The sequence below is a fragment of the Ramlibacter rhizophilus genome (genome assembly GCF_004681965.1).
GTDB lineage: Bacteria > Pseudomonadota > Gammaproteobacteria > Burkholderiales > Burkholderiaceae_C > Ramlibacter > Ramlibacter rhizophilus.
Genome location: NZ_SMLL01000008.1, coordinates 219313 through 234904, shown reverse-complemented (window position 1 = coordinate 234904; position 15592 = coordinate 219313). Strand labels below are relative to the sequence as shown.

Annotated in this window: 14 protein-coding genes; 6 read left to right on the top strand and 8 right to left on the bottom strand. The window is 69.5% G+C overall.

All coding sequences use genetic code 11. The annotated features are described in order from the left end of the window. The first annotated feature begins 11 nt into the window (after positions 1–11). Positions 12–1388, top strand: a complete 1377-nt coding sequence (pmbA, locus tag EZ242_RS19820) for a metalloprotease PmbA (RefSeq protein ID WP_135286928.1) — start codon at positions 12–14, stop codon at positions 1386–1388. 51 nt (positions 1389–1439) lie between these two features. Here the strand turns inward: pmbA and EZ242_RS19815 are convergent, their stop codons facing one another. Together EZ242_RS19815 and rpsU are read right to left on the bottom strand one after the other, a co-directional pair. Next, positions 1440–1886 (bottom strand): GatB/YqeY domain-containing protein, encoded by a 447-nt coding sequence (locus tag EZ242_RS19815; RefSeq protein WP_135286927.1) that lies wholly within the window; start codon positions 1884–1886, stop codon positions 1440–1442. 146 nt (positions 1887–2032) lie between these two features. Further along, a complete protein-coding gene (gene rpsU / locus EZ242_RS19810) occupies positions 2033–2245 on the bottom strand; it encodes a 30S ribosomal protein S21 (protein WP_012346814.1) in 213 nt (70 codons plus the stop codon). Between the two features lie 223 nt (positions 2246–2468). Here rpsU and EZ242_RS19805 point away from each other — a divergent pair, with 223 nt between their 5' ends. Then, a complete protein-coding gene (locus EZ242_RS19805) occupies positions 2469–4178 on the top strand; it encodes a hybrid sensor histidine kinase/response regulator (protein ID WP_135286926.1) in 1710 nt (569 codons plus the stop codon). Positions 4179–4208: 30 nt separating this feature from the next. Here EZ242_RS19805 and EZ242_RS19800 read toward each other — a convergent pair whose 3' ends face one another. Then, positions 4209–5426, bottom strand: coding sequence for a BaiN/RdsA family NAD(P)/FAD-dependent oxidoreductase (locus tag EZ242_RS19800; RefSeq protein ID WP_135286925.1), 1218 nt, complete (start codon positions 5424–5426; stop codon positions 4209–4211). A 59-nt stretch (positions 5427–5485) separates the two neighbouring features. Between EZ242_RS19800 and EZ242_RS19795 the strand changes: the two genes are divergently transcribed. Beyond that, a complete protein-coding gene (locus EZ242_RS19795) occupies positions 5486–6358 on the top strand; it encodes an alpha/beta hydrolase (protein WP_135286924.1) in 873 nt (290 codons plus the stop codon). A 7-nt stretch (positions 6359–6365) separates the two neighbouring features. On the opposite strand, the gene EZ242_RS19790 is transcribed toward EZ242_RS19795, so the two are convergent. Continuing rightward, the gene (locus EZ242_RS19790) at positions 6366–7343 is read right to left on the bottom strand and encodes a GMP reductase (protein WP_135286923.1); all 978 of its coding nucleotides are present in this window, start codon (positions 7341–7343) and stop codon (positions 6366–6368) included. Between the two features lie 130 nt (positions 7344–7473). Beyond that, positions 7474–8181: a hypothetical protein gene (locus EZ242_RS22130; RefSeq protein WP_240787173.1), complete on the bottom strand. Its 708-nt coding sequence runs from the start codon at positions 8179–8181 to the stop codon at positions 7474–7476. A gap of 124 nt (positions 8182–8305) precedes the next feature. Here EZ242_RS22130 and EZ242_RS19780 point away from each other — a divergent pair, with 124 nt between their 5' ends. Further along, positions 8306–9091, top strand: coding sequence for a glycosyltransferase family protein (locus EZ242_RS19780; RefSeq protein WP_135286922.1), 786 nt, complete (start codon positions 8306–8308; stop codon positions 9089–9091). Positions 9092–9145: 54 nt separating this feature from the next. Continuing rightward, on the top strand, positions 9146–9796 hold the full coding sequence (locus EZ242_RS19775; RefSeq protein ID WP_135287013.1) for a PIG-L deacetylase family protein: 651 nt from the start codon (positions 9146–9148) through the stop codon (positions 9794–9796). 2 nt (positions 9797–9798) lie between these two features. On the opposite strand, the gene EZ242_RS19770 is transcribed toward EZ242_RS19775, so the two are convergent. Next, on the bottom strand, positions 9799–11094 hold the full coding sequence (locus EZ242_RS19770) for a DUF4910 domain-containing protein (RefSeq protein ID WP_205960694.1): 1296 nt from the start codon (positions 11092–11094) through the stop codon (positions 9799–9801). Beyond that, a complete protein-coding gene (locus EZ242_RS19765) occupies positions 11094–12344 on the bottom strand; it encodes a class I SAM-dependent methyltransferase (protein ID WP_135286921.1) in 1251 nt (416 codons plus the stop codon). The genes EZ242_RS19770 and EZ242_RS19765 overlap by 1 nt, the downstream gene beginning before the upstream one ends. 100 nt (positions 12345–12444) lie before the next feature. Between EZ242_RS19765 and EZ242_RS19760 the strand changes: the two genes are divergently transcribed. Then, complete coding sequence (locus tag EZ242_RS19760; RefSeq protein WP_135286920.1) at positions 12445–14820, top strand: UvrD-helicase domain-containing protein; 2376 nt, start codon at positions 12445–12447, stop codon at positions 14818–14820. Between the two features lie 152 nt (positions 14821–14972). Here EZ242_RS19760 and EZ242_RS19755 read toward each other — a convergent pair whose 3' ends face one another. Next, the gene (locus EZ242_RS19755; RefSeq protein WP_135286919.1) at positions 14973–15482 is read right to left on the bottom strand and encodes a hypothetical protein; all 510 of its coding nucleotides are present in this window, start codon (positions 15480–15482) and stop codon (positions 14973–14975) included. Positions 15483–15592: the final 110 nt, after the last annotated feature.

Below are 15592 nucleotides of genomic sequence, written 5' to 3'. Positions count from 1 at the left end.
TAGCCCCGCATATGACTACACCCGACTCCCGAGCCGAACGCGGCTTTTCGTACAGCCGCGCGCACTTCGAGGACCTGGTCGACCAGGCCCTGGCGCACGCGAAGAAGATCGGCGCGACCGATGCCGGTGCCGAGGCCTCCGAAGGCTGCGGGCTCTCGGTCTCGGTGCGCAAGGGCGAACTCGAGAACGTCGAGCGCAATCGCGACAAGTCCCTGGGCGTGACTGTCTATATCGGCCAGCGGCGCGGCAACGCCAGCACCTCGGACTTCTCGCGGGCGGCCATCGAACAGACCGTGCAGGCGGCCTATGACATCGCCCGCTTCACCGCCGAAGACCCGGTGGCCGGCCTGCCGGACGCTCAGGACATCGCGCAGGCGGCGGACCAGCCGGACCTGGACCTGTTCCACCCCTGGGACATCGACAGTGCGCGGGCCGCGGAGCTGGCGCTTGCCTGCGAGGAAGCGGCCTTCAAGACGCATCGCCTCATCACCAACAGCGAAGGCGCCGGCGTGTCCGCGCAGCAAAGCCACTTCTTCAGCGCCCACACGCGCGGTTTCCGCGGCGGCTATGCCAGCTCGCGCCACTCCATCTCGGTCGCGCCCATCGCCGGGCGCGGCGACAAGATGCAGCGCGATGCCTGGTACAGCTCCATGCGTTCGGCCGAGGAGCTGTCCGCCCCCGGCGCCGTGGGCCGTTACGCCGCCGAGCGGGCGCTCTCGCGCCTGAACGCGCGCAAGATCAGCACGCGCGAATGCCCGGTGCTGTTCGAATCGCCGCTCGCGGCCGGCCTGCTCGGTGCCTTCGTGCAGGCCACCAGCGGTGGGGCGCTGTATCGGCGCAGCACCTTCCTGGTGGACTCGCTGGGCAAGAAGATACTTCCCGCGCACGTGGACATCGACGAAGACCCGCACGTGTCGCGCGGCAAGGGCAGCTCGCCCTTCGACGACGAGGGCGTGCGCACCTCGGCCCGCAAGGTGGTGGACGCGGGCCGCGTGGAGGGCTACTTCCTCAGCAGCTATTCGGCCCGCAAGCTGGGCATGAAGACCACGGGCAATGCGGGCGGCTCGCACAACCTCACGCTGCGTTCGCGCCAGACGCGGCCCGAGGACGACCTGCCCGAAATGCTGCGCAAGCTGGGCACGGGCCTGTTCGTGATCGAGCTCATGGGGCAGGGCGTGAACTACGTGACCGGCGACTATTCGCGCGGCGCGAGCGGCTTCTGGGTCGAAAACGGCGAGATCGCCTACCCGGTGCAGGAAATCACCATCGCCGGCAACCTGAAGGACATGTTCGCCGGCCTCGCGGCCGTGGGTTCGGACACCTACACCTACGGTGCCAAGTCCGTGGGCTCGGTGCTCATCGGCAAGATGAAGGTTGCCGGCAGCTGAAGACGCTGTCCATCCACAACCTCTGAGCGCCGGCGCGGCCCGCGAAGCGACTCAGCCCGCGAGGGCCGACTTGACCGCCGCAGACACCTGCCCCATGTCGGCCTTGCCGGCCAGGCGGGCCTTCGCGGCGCCCATCACCTTGCCCATGTCGCCCGCGCCGCTCGCGCCCAGTTCGGCGACGATCGCGCGCACCTCGGACTGGATCTCCTCGGCAGACAGGCGCGCGGGCAGGTAGTCCTGCAGCACCTTCAGTTCGGCAGCCTCCTGGTCGGCCAGGTCCTGCCGGCCGGCTTTCTCGAAGGCCTCGATGCTGTCCTTGCGCTGCTTGATGAGCTTGTCGACGATGGCCACGACGGCCGCATCATCGAGTTCGATGCGCTCGTCCACTTCCTTTTGCTTGATGGCCGCCGTGAGCAGCCGGATGGTGCCCAGGCGCTGCGTGTCCTTGGCGCGCATGGCGCTCTTCATGTCGTCGGTGATGCGTTGCTTGAGGGACATCGGCGGACTTCCTCCAGAAAAAGGGCAAGGGGTGGGGCGGAAACGATGAAGGCCCACGCGGGCGTCCCCGGGTGGGCCTTCATGGGGCGCTCAGAAGCTGTGAATGGATCTACTGCGCGATTCCTTCACACCTTCCCAGTGCGCGGTCAATACAGCTTCTTGGGCAGCTGCATGCTGCGGACACGCTTGTAGTGACGCTTGACGGCGGCAGCCTTCTTGCGCTTGCGCTCAGCCGTGGGCTTTTCGTAGAACTCGCGGGCGCGCAGCTCGGTGAGCAGGCCCAGCTTCTCGATGGTGCGCTTGAAGCGGCGCAGGGCCACGTCGAACGGCTCGTTTTCCTTGACTCGAATGGTCGTCATGCGTGTGTTTGGATCCAAATGGGTGCCGCAAGAAGATCGGGCTTGCGACGGGGTTCCCCGGCTGTGGTGGTTTGATCAGGCCGCCGGGGGTTTGCCAGCAAAGCCCGAAATTATAGCGCCCGCGAGACAGGATGTAACCCTGTCGCATTCCCTCACAACTTCGGACCCCCACCTGGCGCGAAAAGGAGAAGAATGCATTCGCATGTAGTACGAGAGCATTCCTATGTCCACCGACCTCATTCCTTCGCATTGCCGCCTCGGCCTGGCAGTGCAAGCTCTTGCCCTTTCCCCGCAGGCACTGCAGGAACCCCAGGCGATGGAGGCTGCGCTGAGCCGGGCGCTTCAGGCCTGCCTGCCGGCGCTTGGAGACCTCGCCTGGGTCGACCTTCCCAGCGGGTCGCACTGGCGCCGCATCCTGGTGAGTGGGGAGCCGCTGGGCTCGGCGGCCTGGCCCGCCGATTCGCACCGCACCGACCGCGACCCGTCGCTCTGGGCGAGCGAGGCGCAGCGCATCGTCCGCCTGGACGGCAACGCGCTGGCGCACGTGCAGGCGCTCGCCTGCGGTGGCTCGACCCACCTGCAGCGGCTCGCGGCGCTCGGCGTGCACTCGCTGCTCAGCATCCCCCTGTGCGTGGGCGAGGAATCCGGTGGTGCGCTCAGCATCGCCTTGACCACTCCGGGCGCACGCATCGACGAGGCCCGCTGGGCCCTGGCCCGGCAGTTGGCGCAGCTCCTGGCTGCGCCGCTCGGCCAGCAGCGGCTCGCCGCCTTGCAGGCCAGCGCACGGGATGCGGCGCAGGCCCGGGACGAGTTCCTCGCGGTGCTGGGCCACGAGCTGCGCAACCCGCTGGCGCCCATCTCCACCGCGCTGGAACTCATGGCCCGGCGCGAGCCCGAGCGCCTGTTGCAGGAGCGGCGCGTGATCGGCCGGCAGGTGGCGCACCTGTCGCGACTGGTGGATGACCTGCTCGACGTCTCGCGGCTCGCCCGCGGCAAGATCCAGCTCCGCCCCGAGTGCATCGACCTGCGCAGCATCGTCGCGCGCGCCCTGGAGCAGACGGCCGCGGCCTTCGAAGGTCGCGAGCCGGTGCAGCTGGTCCAGCCGGAGTGCCCGGTCTGGGTGAGTGCCGACGCGCCGCGCCTGACCCAGGTGGTCTCGCAGCTGCTCTTGAACGCAGCCAAGTTCACCCCACCCGGGGGCAGCGTCAATCTGCAGTTGCAGCGAGCCGGGGACCACGCCTGCCTGGAGGTCGTGGACACCGGCTGCGGTATCGCGGCGTCGCTGCTGCCGCGCGTTTTCGATCTCTTCGTCCAGGGCGGCCAGGCCCTCGACCGCCGGCAGGGCGGCCTCGGCCTGGGCCTGTCACTGGTGCGCAGCCTGGTCGAGCTGCACGGCGGCACGGTCAGCGCGCACAGCCCCGGCCCCAGCCAGGGCTGCCGCGTCCACGTGCAGCTTCCCACCTGTCCGGCGCCCACGCTGGCCATCGCCCCGCAGGCCGCCCCGGCCGCGAGCGGGCAGGGCCTGCGCATCCTGGTGGTCGATGACAACGTGGATGCGGGCGGCACGCTGGCCGAGCTGCTCGGACTGCTGGGGCACCGCGTGGAACTCGCGGCCGACGCCTCCGAAGCGCTGGCCCTGCTGCCGGCATTCCGCCCGGAACTCGCCATCCTGGACCTGGGCCTGCCGCAGATCGACGGCTTCGAGCTCGCCCGGCGCATCCGCCTGCAGGCGCAATGGCGCCAGCTGCCGCTGATCGCTCTGACCGGTTACGGCACGCAGGCCGACCGCATCCGGGCGCTGCAGGCCGGCTTCGACGAGCACGTGGCCAAGCCGGTGCTGATCGAGCCGCTGTGCCAGATCATCGATCGCCTGGTGGCAGCCAGCGCGCCGCGCACGCTGCGCGAGCCCCCGGCGATGTTCCTGGCCGCGTGAACGAGCTGCCGGCCGGCGCCGGCACGGACACTAGCCCCGGCTCGCTGCCAGCGCCTGCGCGCAGGCGAAGGCGCTGGCCCAGGCCCACTGGAAGTTGTAGCCCCCCAGCCAGCCCGTCACATCCACCACCTCGCCGATGAAGTACAGGCCGGGCTGCTTCGACTCCAGGGTCTGCGAGCTGAGCTCGCGCGTGTCCACGCCGCCGGCCATGACCTCGGCCTTGCGCCAGCCTTCGGTGCCGGTGGGAACCAGCGACCAGTCGGACAGCCGCTGCGCCAGCTGGGCCAGTGCCTTGTCGGGCACTTCGTTCACGGGTCGCTGCCACGCAGCCTCCTGCTGCACCCAGGCATCGGCGAGCCGCGCCGGCAGGTGGGCGGCCAGCTCATTGGCCAGCAGCCGGCGTGAGCGGGCCTTGGCCTGGCGCAGCACCTCGTCCAGCGCCAGGCCGGGGGCCAGGTCCAGCTGCACGGGCGAGTCCGGCTGCCAGTAGCTGGAGATCTGCAGCACCGCCGGCCCGGACAGGCCCCGGTGCGTGAACAGCAGGTCCTCGTCGAACACGGCACGTTGCTTCTTCTCGCCGGTGGCGATGCGCACCGGCAGCGACAGGCCGGCCAGCGAGGCGTAGGGCGACCACGCCTGTGCGTCGAAGGTCAGAGGCACCAGCGCTGCCCGTGGCGCCACGATCCGCAGGCCGAACTGCCTCGCGATGCGCAGGCCGAAGTCGCTGGCGCCGATCTGCGGGATGGACAGGCCGCCGGTGGCGATCACCAGCCGGCCTGCCTGCACCACACCGCGGTCGGTGTCCAGCGCGTAGCCGCCTTCTGCGCCCTGGCGCACTGCCTCCACCTTGCAGGGCTGCCAGCGCGTGACGCCGCCCGCTTCGCACTCGGCCAGCAGCATGCGGATGAAGTCGTCGGAGGATCGGTCGCCGAACAGCTGGCCCTTGTGCTTCTCATGGTGGGGAATGCCGTGGCGCCGCACCAGCTCGATGAAATCGTTGGGCGTGTAGCGCGACAGGGCCGAGCGGCAGAAGTGCGGGTTCTCGCCCAGGAAGTGCTTGTGCGGCGCGCGGGGATCGAGGTCGCGGTTGGTGAAGTTGCAGCGGCCGCCGCCGGAGATGCGGACCTTCTCAGCCACCTTGGGGGCATGGTCCACCAGCAGCACGCGCAGGCCGAGCTGGCCGGCCACGCCGGCGCAAAAGAGGCCGGCCGCGCCGGCGCCGATGACCGCGACATCGAAGGATTGCATGGGGGCGAGAGTGTAGGGCCCTACATTACGCAGGCATTCACCGACCCACGGAGCCCACCATGAAGCTCGACGACCCCCAATGGCTGGAGGAGCAGTACGACAACCGCGCCCGTGTGCCGGACCACGGCGACTACTTCGCGCGCTGGGCGAGCGAATCCGACGCGGTGCGGGCCTCCTTGCCCTGCACGCTGGACATCCCCTACGGCAAGGCGCCGCGCGAACGCCTGGATGTCTTTCCCGCAGCGCAGGTGCCCGGTCGCGCGGCCAAGGCCGGCGCACCCGTCATGGTCTTCATCCACGGCGGCTACTGGCGTTCCCTGGACAAGGAGATGCATGCCTTCGTCGCCCGCCCCTTCGTGGAGGCCGGCGCCTGCGTCGTGCTGCCCGAATACACCTTGTGCCCCGAGGTCACCGTGCCGCAGATCGTGCTGCAGCAGGTGCAGGCGCTTGCCTGGTGCGCGCGGAACATCGCGGACCACGGCGGCGACCCGGCGCGCATCACGGTGGTCGGGCACTCGGCCGGCGCGCATCTCGCGGCCATGCTGCTGGCGTGCCGCTGGGACGCGGTGGATGCACGCCTGCCGCCCGGGCTGCTCACGCAGGCGCTGGCCATCTCCGGCCTGTACGAGCTGGAGCCGCTGCGGCACACGCCCTCCATCCAGGCCTCGCTGCACCTGACGCCCTCCGATGTGGACAAGGCGAGCCCGGCGCGCCTGCCGCCGCCGGCCGAAGGCAGCCTGTCCACCGTGGTGGGCGGGCGCGAGAGCATGGAATTCCTGCGGCACAACGAGCTGATCCGCCAGGCCTGGGGGTCGGCCCACGTGCCCGTGTGCGAGGCCTTGCCGGGCCTGAACCACTTCAGCGTGCTGGACGCGCTCGTCGCGCCCGGGCACGAGCTGCATCGGCTCGCGCGCCAGTTGCTGGCGCCGTGAAGCGGGCCTACATCAGCAGGTGTTCGCCCGCGTTGTCCCCGCCCAGGATGACGTAGTTGACCTTGCGGATGTCCATCAGGCGGCGGCCGCCCGAATAGCTGATCGAGCTCTGGATGTCCTCCTGCATCTCGCGCAGGGTGTCGGCCAGCTTGCCCTTGACGGGCTCCAGGATGCGCTTGCCTTCGACGTGCTTGTACTCGCCCTTGTTGAAGTCCGAGGCGCTGCCGTAGTACTCCTTGAAGATGCGGCCGTCCACCTCGACGCTGGTGCCGGGGGACTCCTCGTGGCCGGCCAGCATGGAGCCGATCATCACCATGGTGGCGCCGAAGCGGATGCTCTTGGCGATGTCGCCGTGCTCGCGGATGCCGCCGTCCGCGATGATGGGCTTGGTCGCCACGCGGGCGCACCACTTGAGCGCCGAGAGCTGCCAACCGCCGGTGCCGAAGCCGGTCTTCATGCGCGTGATGCAGACCTTGCCCGGGCCGATGCCCACCTTGGTCGCGTCGGCGCCCCAGTTCTCCAGGTCGATCACCGCTTCGGGCGTGCCCACGTTGCCCGCGATCACGAAGCTCGTCGGCAGCTTCTGCTTGATGTGGGCGATCATGCGCTGCACCGTGTCCGCATGGCCGTGGGCGATGTCGATGGTGATGTAGTCGGGCACCAGGTCCTCGGCGGCCAGCTTGTCCACCGTGGCGTAGTCGGCGGCCTTCACGCCCAGGGAGACGGAGGCGAACACGTCCTGCTCACGCATGCGGCGCACGAAGGCGACGTTGTCCAGGTCGAAGCGGTGCATCACGTAGAAGTAGCCGGCACGGGCCATCCAGGTGCAGATCGACTCGTCCACCACGGTCTTCATGTTGGCCGGCACCACCGGAATGCGGAAGCTGCGCCCGCCCAGCTCCACGCTGGCGTCGCACTCGGAGCGGCTTTCCACGCGGCACTTGCGCGGCAGCAGCAGGACGTTGTCGTAGTCGAAGATTTCCATACCAGGGCTCCAGGAGACTGTTGTCTGAACAGGGAGAGCGCTTGGATGTTGGCCCGGTGACCGGCGCGCGCGGAAGGAATGCGCGGCACAAAAGAAACCGGGCCTCGATGCTTGGGCCCGGTGGCTGATTCTAACGCTGGCCTCCAGCCGGCCGGCATCGAGATTCTGATATGGCCCTGATACGGCCACGTGCATCTTCCACCCAGCCCACCACGCGCAGCCGCGCGGGTTCGCTGCCTTCGGGAATGCGCAGGGGCCGCAGCTCGTAGAGGCGCTGCTGCTGCGCCGCCGTGGGGGCACGCCGCCCCTCCCAGGGCGGCTGGAAAGCCGCGCGTACCAGGTTGCGTTCCACGGGCGAGCCTTCGGTGCCGGCCGGCAGGGTCTCCACCAGCAGCAGCCAGGCCTTCCAGGGCGCGCGGCCGGCGGGCCGCAGTTCGATGCTGGCGCCGATGTAGTCGTTGACCGGCAGGCCGTGCGCCACGCGCAGGGTGCGCGCGGAGGCCACGAGCGGCTGGCGCAGGCTCGCTTCGCGCGCCGGCAGGGCGCGCCCCAGCTGAACCAGGCGGTCCCGCCCCTCGGGCAGCGCCGCCGCCGACAGCGGGGCGTCGTCACCCGCCGTGCTCGGCAGGACCCAGTCGATCGCGAGTTCGCGCACGCTGGCGCGCACCGCGGCCGGGTCGCGCCAGCAGGCCTCGCAGTCGGCATTGATGAAGCGCTCCAGCAGCGCACGCGGCCGCGGCTGACCATCGCTGGCGCAGTAGGCCTCCTGCGCCTGCAGCGGCTGTGCCAGGCCAGTGCCCATCAGCAGGAAGGCGAGCAGAAGGGGCGTGCGGGGCATGGGTGCGGTCCAGTGTAGCGAGGGCGCCGCTGGACGTTCGTACCGGCGCGGCGTGACAAAGGTCCCGAGACGCGCGCGGCCCGCCTGCCCAGAATGGCGAGGCGAAAGTGGAAGGCGATCGATCATGAAAGTTGTCCTGTTCTGCGGCGGCCAGGGGCTGCGCATGCGCGATGCCGAGAACGTGCCCAAGCCCATGGTCCACATCGGCGCGCGACCGCTGCTGTGGCACGTGATGAAGTACTACGCGCACTACGGCCACAAGGATTTCATTCTCTGCCTCGGGCATCGCGCCGACGTCATCAAGAACTACTTCCTCAGCTACAACGAGTGCCTTTCCAACGATTTCGTCCTCTCCGGGGGGGCGCGGAACGTCGAGCTGCTGGCCAGCGACATCCAGGACTGGCGCATCACCTTCGTGGACGCGGGCATCAACGCCAACATCGGCCAGCGCCTGCGGGCGGTCGAGAAGCACCTGCAGGGCGAAAGCGTGTTCCTCGCCAACTACAGCGACGGCCTGAGCGATCTGCCGCTGGACGAACAGCTGGCGCATTTCCACCAGCACGGAAAGATCGCGAGCTTCCTGTGCGTGCGGCCCAACCTCAGCTACCACGTCGTCACGCTCGACCGCGCGACCAGCCTGGTCTCGGACATCCAGCCCATCGACAACGGCGACATCCGCGTCAACGGCGGCTTCTTCATCCTGCGCCGCGAGATCTTCGAGTACATGCGCGAGCGCGAGGAGCTGGTGGAAGAACCTTTCCATCGACTGCTGCGCGAGCAGCAGCTGCTGGGCTACGAATACAACGGCTTCTGGGCCTGCATGGATACCTTCAAGGACAAGCAGCACCTGGAGCGCCTGTATGAAAGCGGTACCGCGCCCTGGGAGGTGTGGCGCAGGCATGCGCATTGAACGTCCGGGCGCAAGCCAGGTCCAGGGCCGAAAGGACCGCCGGTGCTGCCCCTGATGCTTCCCCGCGACCGTGCCGCGCCGCTCACGGTGCTGTGCCTGGGCGCGCACGCCGACGACATCGAGATCGGCTGCGGCGGCACGCTGCTGCAGCTGCTGGCGGCTCGCGGCAACGTGCGGGTGGCCTGGGTGGTGTTCAGCACGCCCGGCGAGCGCGCCGCCGAGGCGCAGGACAGCGCCGCCCGCTTCCTGCGCAACGCGGCGCGGCAGGACGTGGTGCTGCTGAAGTTCCGCGACGGCTACTTTCCCTGGGAGGGCGCCGGGATCAAGGAGCGCATGGAGGCGCTCAGGCGCGAGCTCCCCGAGCCCGACCTCGTCTTCACCCACCACCGCGCCGACCGCCACCAGGACCACCGCACCATCAGTGACCTGACCTGGAACACCTGGCGCGATAACCTCGTGCTGGAGTACGAGATCCCGAAGTACGACGCCGACCTGGGCGCCCCCAACTGCTACGTGCCGCTCTCGCGCGCGGCCGGCGCGCTCAAGGTCGCGACGATCCTGGAGGTGTTCGCGAGCCAGCGCCAGAAGCCCTGGATGGAGGCGGAGGCGTTCGAGGCGCTCATGCGGCTTCGCGGCCTGGAGTGCGCGGCGCCCGAGCGCTGGGCCGAGGCCTTCCACGGCCGCAAGTTCGTGATGGGGCTCTGACCTCAGGCCGGCGGCGCCGTGGCGGTGATCAGTTCGCCGCGCACCAGCAGTCGCGCGGCTTCGGCCACGGTGTCGAAGGGCAGGCCGGCGCGCTGGGCGATGTCCAGCAGGCTGTGCGTGCCGTCGCTCTGGTTCATCACCCACAGCATCGCCATCTGCAGCGTGCGGATCTGCGTGCCGCCCAGGCCCGCGTACAGGCCGCGCCGGCCCAGCTGCGGTTCGCAGAACGGGTTCAGGCTGCGATAGCAGCGGTTGTCCTCCAGAACGCGCACCACGCTTCGCAGCAGGGCGAGGGACTGCGCCAGCGACTCGGGCCGCACGAAATCCAGGTCGTCGGCCGAGGTGTGGTACTCGGGGAAGCAGCCATGCTGGCTGCGCATGAGGCAGCCCACCGGCAGGTCGAAACCCGGCGAGTTGTACTGGCGCTCGTCGTAGCCGTAGGGCGAGAAGTCCACCAGCTCACTGGGCGCGCCGCAGTGCGCCAGCACATGTTCCAGCGCCCGGTCGATCTCGGCCTCGCCGCGACGGCTTCGCTTGTAGGTGAAGCCGGCCGAGTCGCCCAGGCAGGTGAGCACCAGCCCGTGACGGATGCGGTGCGTCCGGGCCTGGTTGCGGTGCAGCCAGGCGATGGAGCCGATGGTCCCCGGCACGAAGAGGAAGCGATAGGAATAGCGGCGCGGTGCTGCCGCCAGTTCACGCGCGAGGAAGGTCGCCACCGCGATGCCCGAGAGGTTGTCGTCGCACAGCGACGGGTGGCACACGTGGCAGGACAGCAGCACCTCGTCCTCCAGCTCCCCGGGCAGCAGGCACTCGCCCCAGTTCAGGTGCCCGTCCTGCAGGGTGGAGTCGATGCAGACCTCGTACTCGCCTTCGGGCAACTGCTCCAGTTGCCGGTGCGGCAGGCACAAGCCCCAGTCCTCCTGGTAGTAGGACGTGCGGTAGGGAATGAGCTCGGGCTGGTCCGGCAGGGTGTGCAGGTGCGGCCGCAGCTGCGTGAGCGTCATGCGCGCGCGCACCGGAACGCTGTAGCTCACCACGTGCAGGGTGTGGCGCTGGAAGTCGATCACCCGCTCGCCAGCCGCGTTCTTCACCCAGGCGTCCCGGATGTTCCACTCGCGCGGCACCGTCCAGTCGAACACCGCGGTACCGCTGGGCACCTGGTGCACTTCCAGCGGGATCAGCTCGCGCAGCTGCGCCAGCGTCTGCCGGACGCCCTCGCCGGTGATGCTGCGGCAGATCGGGTAGAGCGAGCGCACCAGCTCGTACATCGCCGGCCCGGGCTGCGGGTCGGCCTGCATCAGAACACCTCCACCTGCGGAATGAACACCACGAAGCGGCCACCCCAGTCGCGCACGCAGGAGAGCTGCCGCGAGATCTCCTCCCGCAGGTTCCAGGGCAGGATGACCACATAGTCGGGCCGCGTCTGCGCGAGCTTCTCCGGCGGATGGATGGGGATGTGCGTGCCGGGCAGGAACTTGCCGTGCTTGTAGGGGTTGCGGTCCACCGTGTAGTCGATGAAGTCCGTGCGGATGCCGCAGTAGTTCAGCAGGGTGTTGCCTTTGCCCGGCGCGCCATAGCCCGCAATGGACTTGCCGGCCCGCTTCGCCTCGATGAGAAAGGCGAGGATCTCGCGCTTGGTCGCCTTCACCTTCTCGCCGAAGCTGAAGTACGTGTCCAGCCGCGAGAACCCCGCTTCCTCCTCCCTCAAGGCCAGCTCCCGCACCCGCTCGCTCACCGCCGGCTGCGCCGCGGCGGCATGCCGCGCGAACACCCGCAGCGAGCCGCCGTGCGTGGGCAGTTCCTCCACGTCGAACACCGTCAGGCCGAAGCGCGCCAGCACCCGCGTGGCCGACAGCAGGGACAGGTAGGAGAAATGCTCGTGGTAGATGGTGTCGAACTGGTTGCCTTCCATGAGCCGCATGAGGTGCGGGAACTCGAAGGTCACCACGCCGTCCGGCTTGAGCAGCGCCTGGATGCCCTCCACGAAGCTGCAGATGTCGGGCACGTGGGCCAGCACGTTGTTGGCCACGATGAGGTCCGCGTGCGTGCCGCGGCTGGCCAGGTCGGCGGCCAGTTCGCGGCCGAAGAAGCGGGTGAGCGTGGGTACCCCCTTGCGCACGGCCTCGCGGGCCACGTTGGCGGCCGGCTCGATGCCCAGCACCGGAACGCCCTGGGCCAGGAAGTACTGCAGCAGGTAGCCGTCGTTGCTCGCCAGCTCCACCACGAGGCTTTCGGGCCCGAGCCGCCGGCGCTTCGTCATCGCCTGCGCATAGTCGCGGGCATGCGCGAGCCAGCTGTCCGAGTACGACGAGAAGTACGCGTACTCCGTGAAGATCTCGGCCGGGCTGACGTACTCCTGCAACTGGACCAGCAGGCAGGTCTCGCAGACGTACACGTGCAGCGGGTAGAACGGCTCCATGGTGTTGCGCTGCTCGGCGGTGCGGTACGACTCGCACAGCGGCGACATGCCCAGGTCCGCGAAGGTGTGCTCGAGATGCGAGCCGCAGAAGCGGCAGGTGGCATTGGCGCGGGCGGCAGGTGTGGACATCCATTCCCCTTCGAAGCAGGACTGCAGCCCATTGTGGGGAGCCGGTGTGCCCCGCGGGTGGGACGGTTCGACCGTTTTTGTCACGTTCCTACAATGCGGCATGTCCCCCCAGTTCCCGACCCGCGCGCCCGCCGATCCTGCCTCTTCGCCCCTGCTGGGCCAGCTCAACGACGAACAGCGCGCCGCGGTGAGCCTGCCGCCCGAGCACGCGCTCATCCTGGCCGGTGCGGGCTCGGGGAAGACCCGCGTGCTGACCACCCGCATCGCCTGGCTGCTGTCCACCGGCCAGGTCTCGCCGGGCGGCGTGATGGCCGTCACCTTCACCAACAAGGCCGCCAAGGAAATGATGACGCGCCTGTCGGCCATGCTGCCGGTGAACGTGCGCGGCATGTGGATCGGCACCTTCCACGGCCTGTGCAACCGGTTCCTTCGCGCGCACTACAAGCTGGCCGAGCTGCCGCAGGCTTTCCAGATCCTGGACACGCAGGACCAGCTTTCGGCCATCAAGCGCCTCATGAAGCAGCACAACGTGGACGAGGAGCGCTTCCCCGCCAAGGAGCTGCAGTGGTTCATCGGCGGCTGCAAGGAAGAAGGCATGCGCCCGCGTGACGTGCCCGCCCGCAGCGAGGACGACCGCCGCAAGGTCGAGATCTACCAGCTCTACGAGGACCAGTGCCAGCGCGAAGGCGTGGTCGATTTCGGCGAACTCATGCTGCGCAGCTACGAGCTGATGCGCGACAACGACCCGGTGCGCGAGCACTACCGGCGCCGCTTCCGGCACATCCTGATCGACGAATTCCAGGACACCAACCGCCTGCAGTACCTGTGGATCAAGACCTTCGCGGGCGACGGCAACGCGGTCTTCGCCGTGGGCGATGACGACCAGAGCATCTACGCCTTCCGCGGCGCGCGCGTGGGCAACATGGCCGACTTCGTGCGCGAGTTTGGCGTGTCCCACCAGATCAAGCTGGAGCAGAACTACCGCAGCTACAGCAACATCCTCGATTCGGCCAACGCGCTCATCGCCCACAACAAGGGGCGCCTGGGCAAGAACCTGCGCACCACCCAGGGGCCGGGCGAGCCGGTGCGCGTGTACGAGGCGCCCACCGACCTGGCGGAGGCGCAATGGGCCGTGGAGGAGATCCGCCACCTCGTCGGCTCGGGCCTGCCGCGCCACGAGATCGCCATCCTCTACCGCAGCAACGCGCAAAGCCGCGTGATCGAAACCGGTTTGTTCAACGCGGGCCTGCCCTACCGCGTCTATGGCGGCCTGCGCTTTTTCGAGCGCGCCGAAATCAAGCACGCGCTGGCCTACCTGCGCCTCCTGGAGAACCCGCGCGACGACACCTCGTTCCTGCGCGTGGTGAACTTCCCGCCGCGCGGCATCGGCGCGCGCAGCATCGAGCAGCTGCAGGACGCGGCGCGCGCGGCCGGCTGCTCGCTGCACGACGCCGTGAGCGCCACCACGGGCAAGGCGGGCGCCAACCTGGGTGGCTTCGTCGCGAAGATCGACGTGCTGCGCGAGCAGACCCAGGGCCTGACCCTGCGCGAGATCATCGAGCAGGTGCTCGCCCACTCGGGCCTGCTGGAGCACTACCGGGCCGAGCGCGACGGCGCCGACCGCATCGAGAACCTGGAGGAACTGGTCAACGCGGCCGAGAGCTTCGTCACCCAGGAGGGCTTCGGGCGCGACGCGGTCGCCCTGCCGGTGGACGAGCTGGGGCAGTCACCCGCCAGCCAGGGCATCGATCCTGACCAGCCCCTGCTGGACGAGCCGATCGCCAGCCTGGCGCCCGATGCCGAAACCGGCGAGACGCTCTCGCCCCTGGCGGCCTTCCTCACCCATGCCGCCCTGGAGGCCGGCGACAACCAGGCCCAGGCGGGCCAGGACGCGGTGCAGCTCATGACCGTGCACGCCGCCAAGGGCCTGGAATTCGACGCCGTCTTCGTCACCGGCCTGGAAGAGGGCCTGTTCCCCAGTGAGCGCTCCATGTCGGACCTGGACGGCCTGGAGGAAGAGCGCCGCCTGATGTACGTGGCCATCACCCGCGCCCGCCAGCGCCTGTACCTGAGCCATTCGCAGACCCGCTTGCTGCACGGCCAGACGCGCTACAACGTCCGCAGCCGCTTCTTCGACGAGCTGCCCGAACACGCGCTCAAGTGGCTCACGCCGCGCGGCGGCGCCGGGCAGGCACGCTCGGCGTTCGGCTGGGGCAGCGGCTACCCCAGCACGCGCCTGGGCGGCAGCCGCGAGGCAGTCCCCACCGTCTTCGCCAACCCGCCCGTGCCGCCGCAGAAGGCCCCGCCGGCCCACGGCCTGCGCCCGGGCATGAAGGTCTTCCACACCAAGTTCGGCGAGGGCAAGGTGCAGTTGCTGGAAGGGCAGGGCGACGAGGCGCGGGCGCAGATCAATTTCCCGCGCCACGGCGTCAAGTGGCTGGCGCTCAGCGTGGCGAAGCTGACGCCGGTGGAGTAGGGGCGCTTTCCCTCCCCCGCTGGGGGAGGGTAGGGTGGGGGCAGGCGCGCCGGCCACGCCACTTCACTCGCGGCCCCCATCCCAGCCTTCCCCCAGAGGGGAAGGGGCCTCAGCTTGAGCGAGGGCTGGCGTGCTGGACGGCCGCCCAGCCCTCATTCATCCATGTGGTGCCACTGGTCCTCGGGCAGCGCCTTGAGGAAATCCAGCACTGCCGGCAGCAGCCCGCGTGTCTCGGCCCACTCGATCTGGTCGCGCAGGGCCATGCGCTTGGGCATGGCGGACGTGGCCTGCCAGACCGGTCCGGTCAAGGACAGTGGTGGTGGCTGTCCTTGTCCCGTGTGCGCGGCGAGCAGTTCGTGCAGGCGCTGCCACGCGGGTGGCTTGGGGCACACGCGGTTGTAGCGCCGCGCCTCCACCATCACGGCGTTGACGGTCACAGGGGCCGCCGGACGACCCCGGGGGGCGGCGCTCGGCAGCTGGCCCTGCGGCTGGGTCGTGGCGAAGGCCGCATCGGGCGCCGCATCGCCCTCATCGCGCAGGCGTTCGAACTCGGCCCAGGCCGTGGGGGTGTTCAGCTCCACGCCTTCGGGCGCGGCGGCCCGCTCGCCCGGCAGCAGGGGAAGCGAGGCGGCCTGGGGCGGTTTGGGGGAGTCAGTGGGCATGGCGCAAGGTCCGTGGAGATCGCCAGCGGCGCGGCGCGGGGAGCTTGGCCGGACAGTGGCAGAAGCCGGTGAGGACGTCAATCCGGAAGCTCACCCGGTCGGTGCCGGTC

Bases quoted from the DNA above. Each gene is read 5' to 3' on its own strand.
- pmbA (WP_135286928.1), top strand. From the start codon at position 12: ATGACTACACCCGACTCCCGAGCCGAACGCGGCTTTTCGTACAGCCGC.
- EZ242_RS19815 (WP_135286927.1), bottom strand. From the start codon at position 1,886: ATGTCCCTCAAGCAACGCATCACCGACGACATGAAGAGCGCCATGCGC.
- rpsU (WP_012346814.1), bottom strand. From the start codon at position 2,245: ATGACGACCATTCGAGTCAAGGAAAACGAGCCGTTCGACGTGGCCCTG.
- EZ242_RS19805 (WP_135286926.1), top strand. From the start codon at position 2,469: ATGTCCACCGACCTCATTCCTTCGCATTGCCGCCTCGGCCTGGCAGTG.
- EZ242_RS19800 (WP_135286925.1), bottom strand. From the start codon at position 5,426: ATGCAATCCTTCGATGTCGCGGTCATCGGCGCCGGCGCGGCCGGCCTC.
- EZ242_RS19795 (WP_135286924.1), top strand. From the start codon at position 5,486: ATGAAGCTCGACGACCCCCAATGGCTGGAGGAGCAGTACGACAACCGC.
- EZ242_RS19790 (WP_135286923.1), bottom strand. From the start codon at position 7,343: ATGGAAATCTTCGACTACGACAACGTCCTGCTGCTGCCGCGCAAGTGC.
- EZ242_RS22130 (WP_240787173.1), bottom strand. From the start codon at position 8,181: ATGCCCCGCACGCCCCTTCTGCTCGCCTTCCTGCTGATGGGCACTGGC.
- EZ242_RS19780 (WP_135286922.1), top strand. From the start codon at position 8,306: ATGAAAGTTGTCCTGTTCTGCGGCGGCCAGGGGCTGCGCATGCGCGAT.
- EZ242_RS19775 (WP_135287013.1), top strand. From the start codon at position 9,146: ATGCTTCCCCGCGACCGTGCCGCGCCGCTCACGGTGCTGTGCCTGGGC.
- EZ242_RS19770 (WP_205960694.1), bottom strand. From the start codon at position 11,094: ATGCAGGCCGACCCGCAGCCCGGGCCGGCGATGTACGAGCTGGTGCGC.
- EZ242_RS19765 (WP_135286921.1), bottom strand. From the start codon at position 12,344: ATGTCCACACCTGCCGCCCGCGCCAATGCCACCTGCCGCTTCTGCGGC.
- EZ242_RS19760 (WP_135286920.1), top strand. From the start codon at position 12,445: ATGTCCCCCCAGTTCCCGACCCGCGCGCCCGCCGATCCTGCCTCTTCG.
- EZ242_RS19755 (WP_135286919.1), bottom strand. From the start codon at position 15,482: ATGCCCACTGACTCCCCCAAACCGCCCCAGGCCGCCTCGCTTCCCCTG.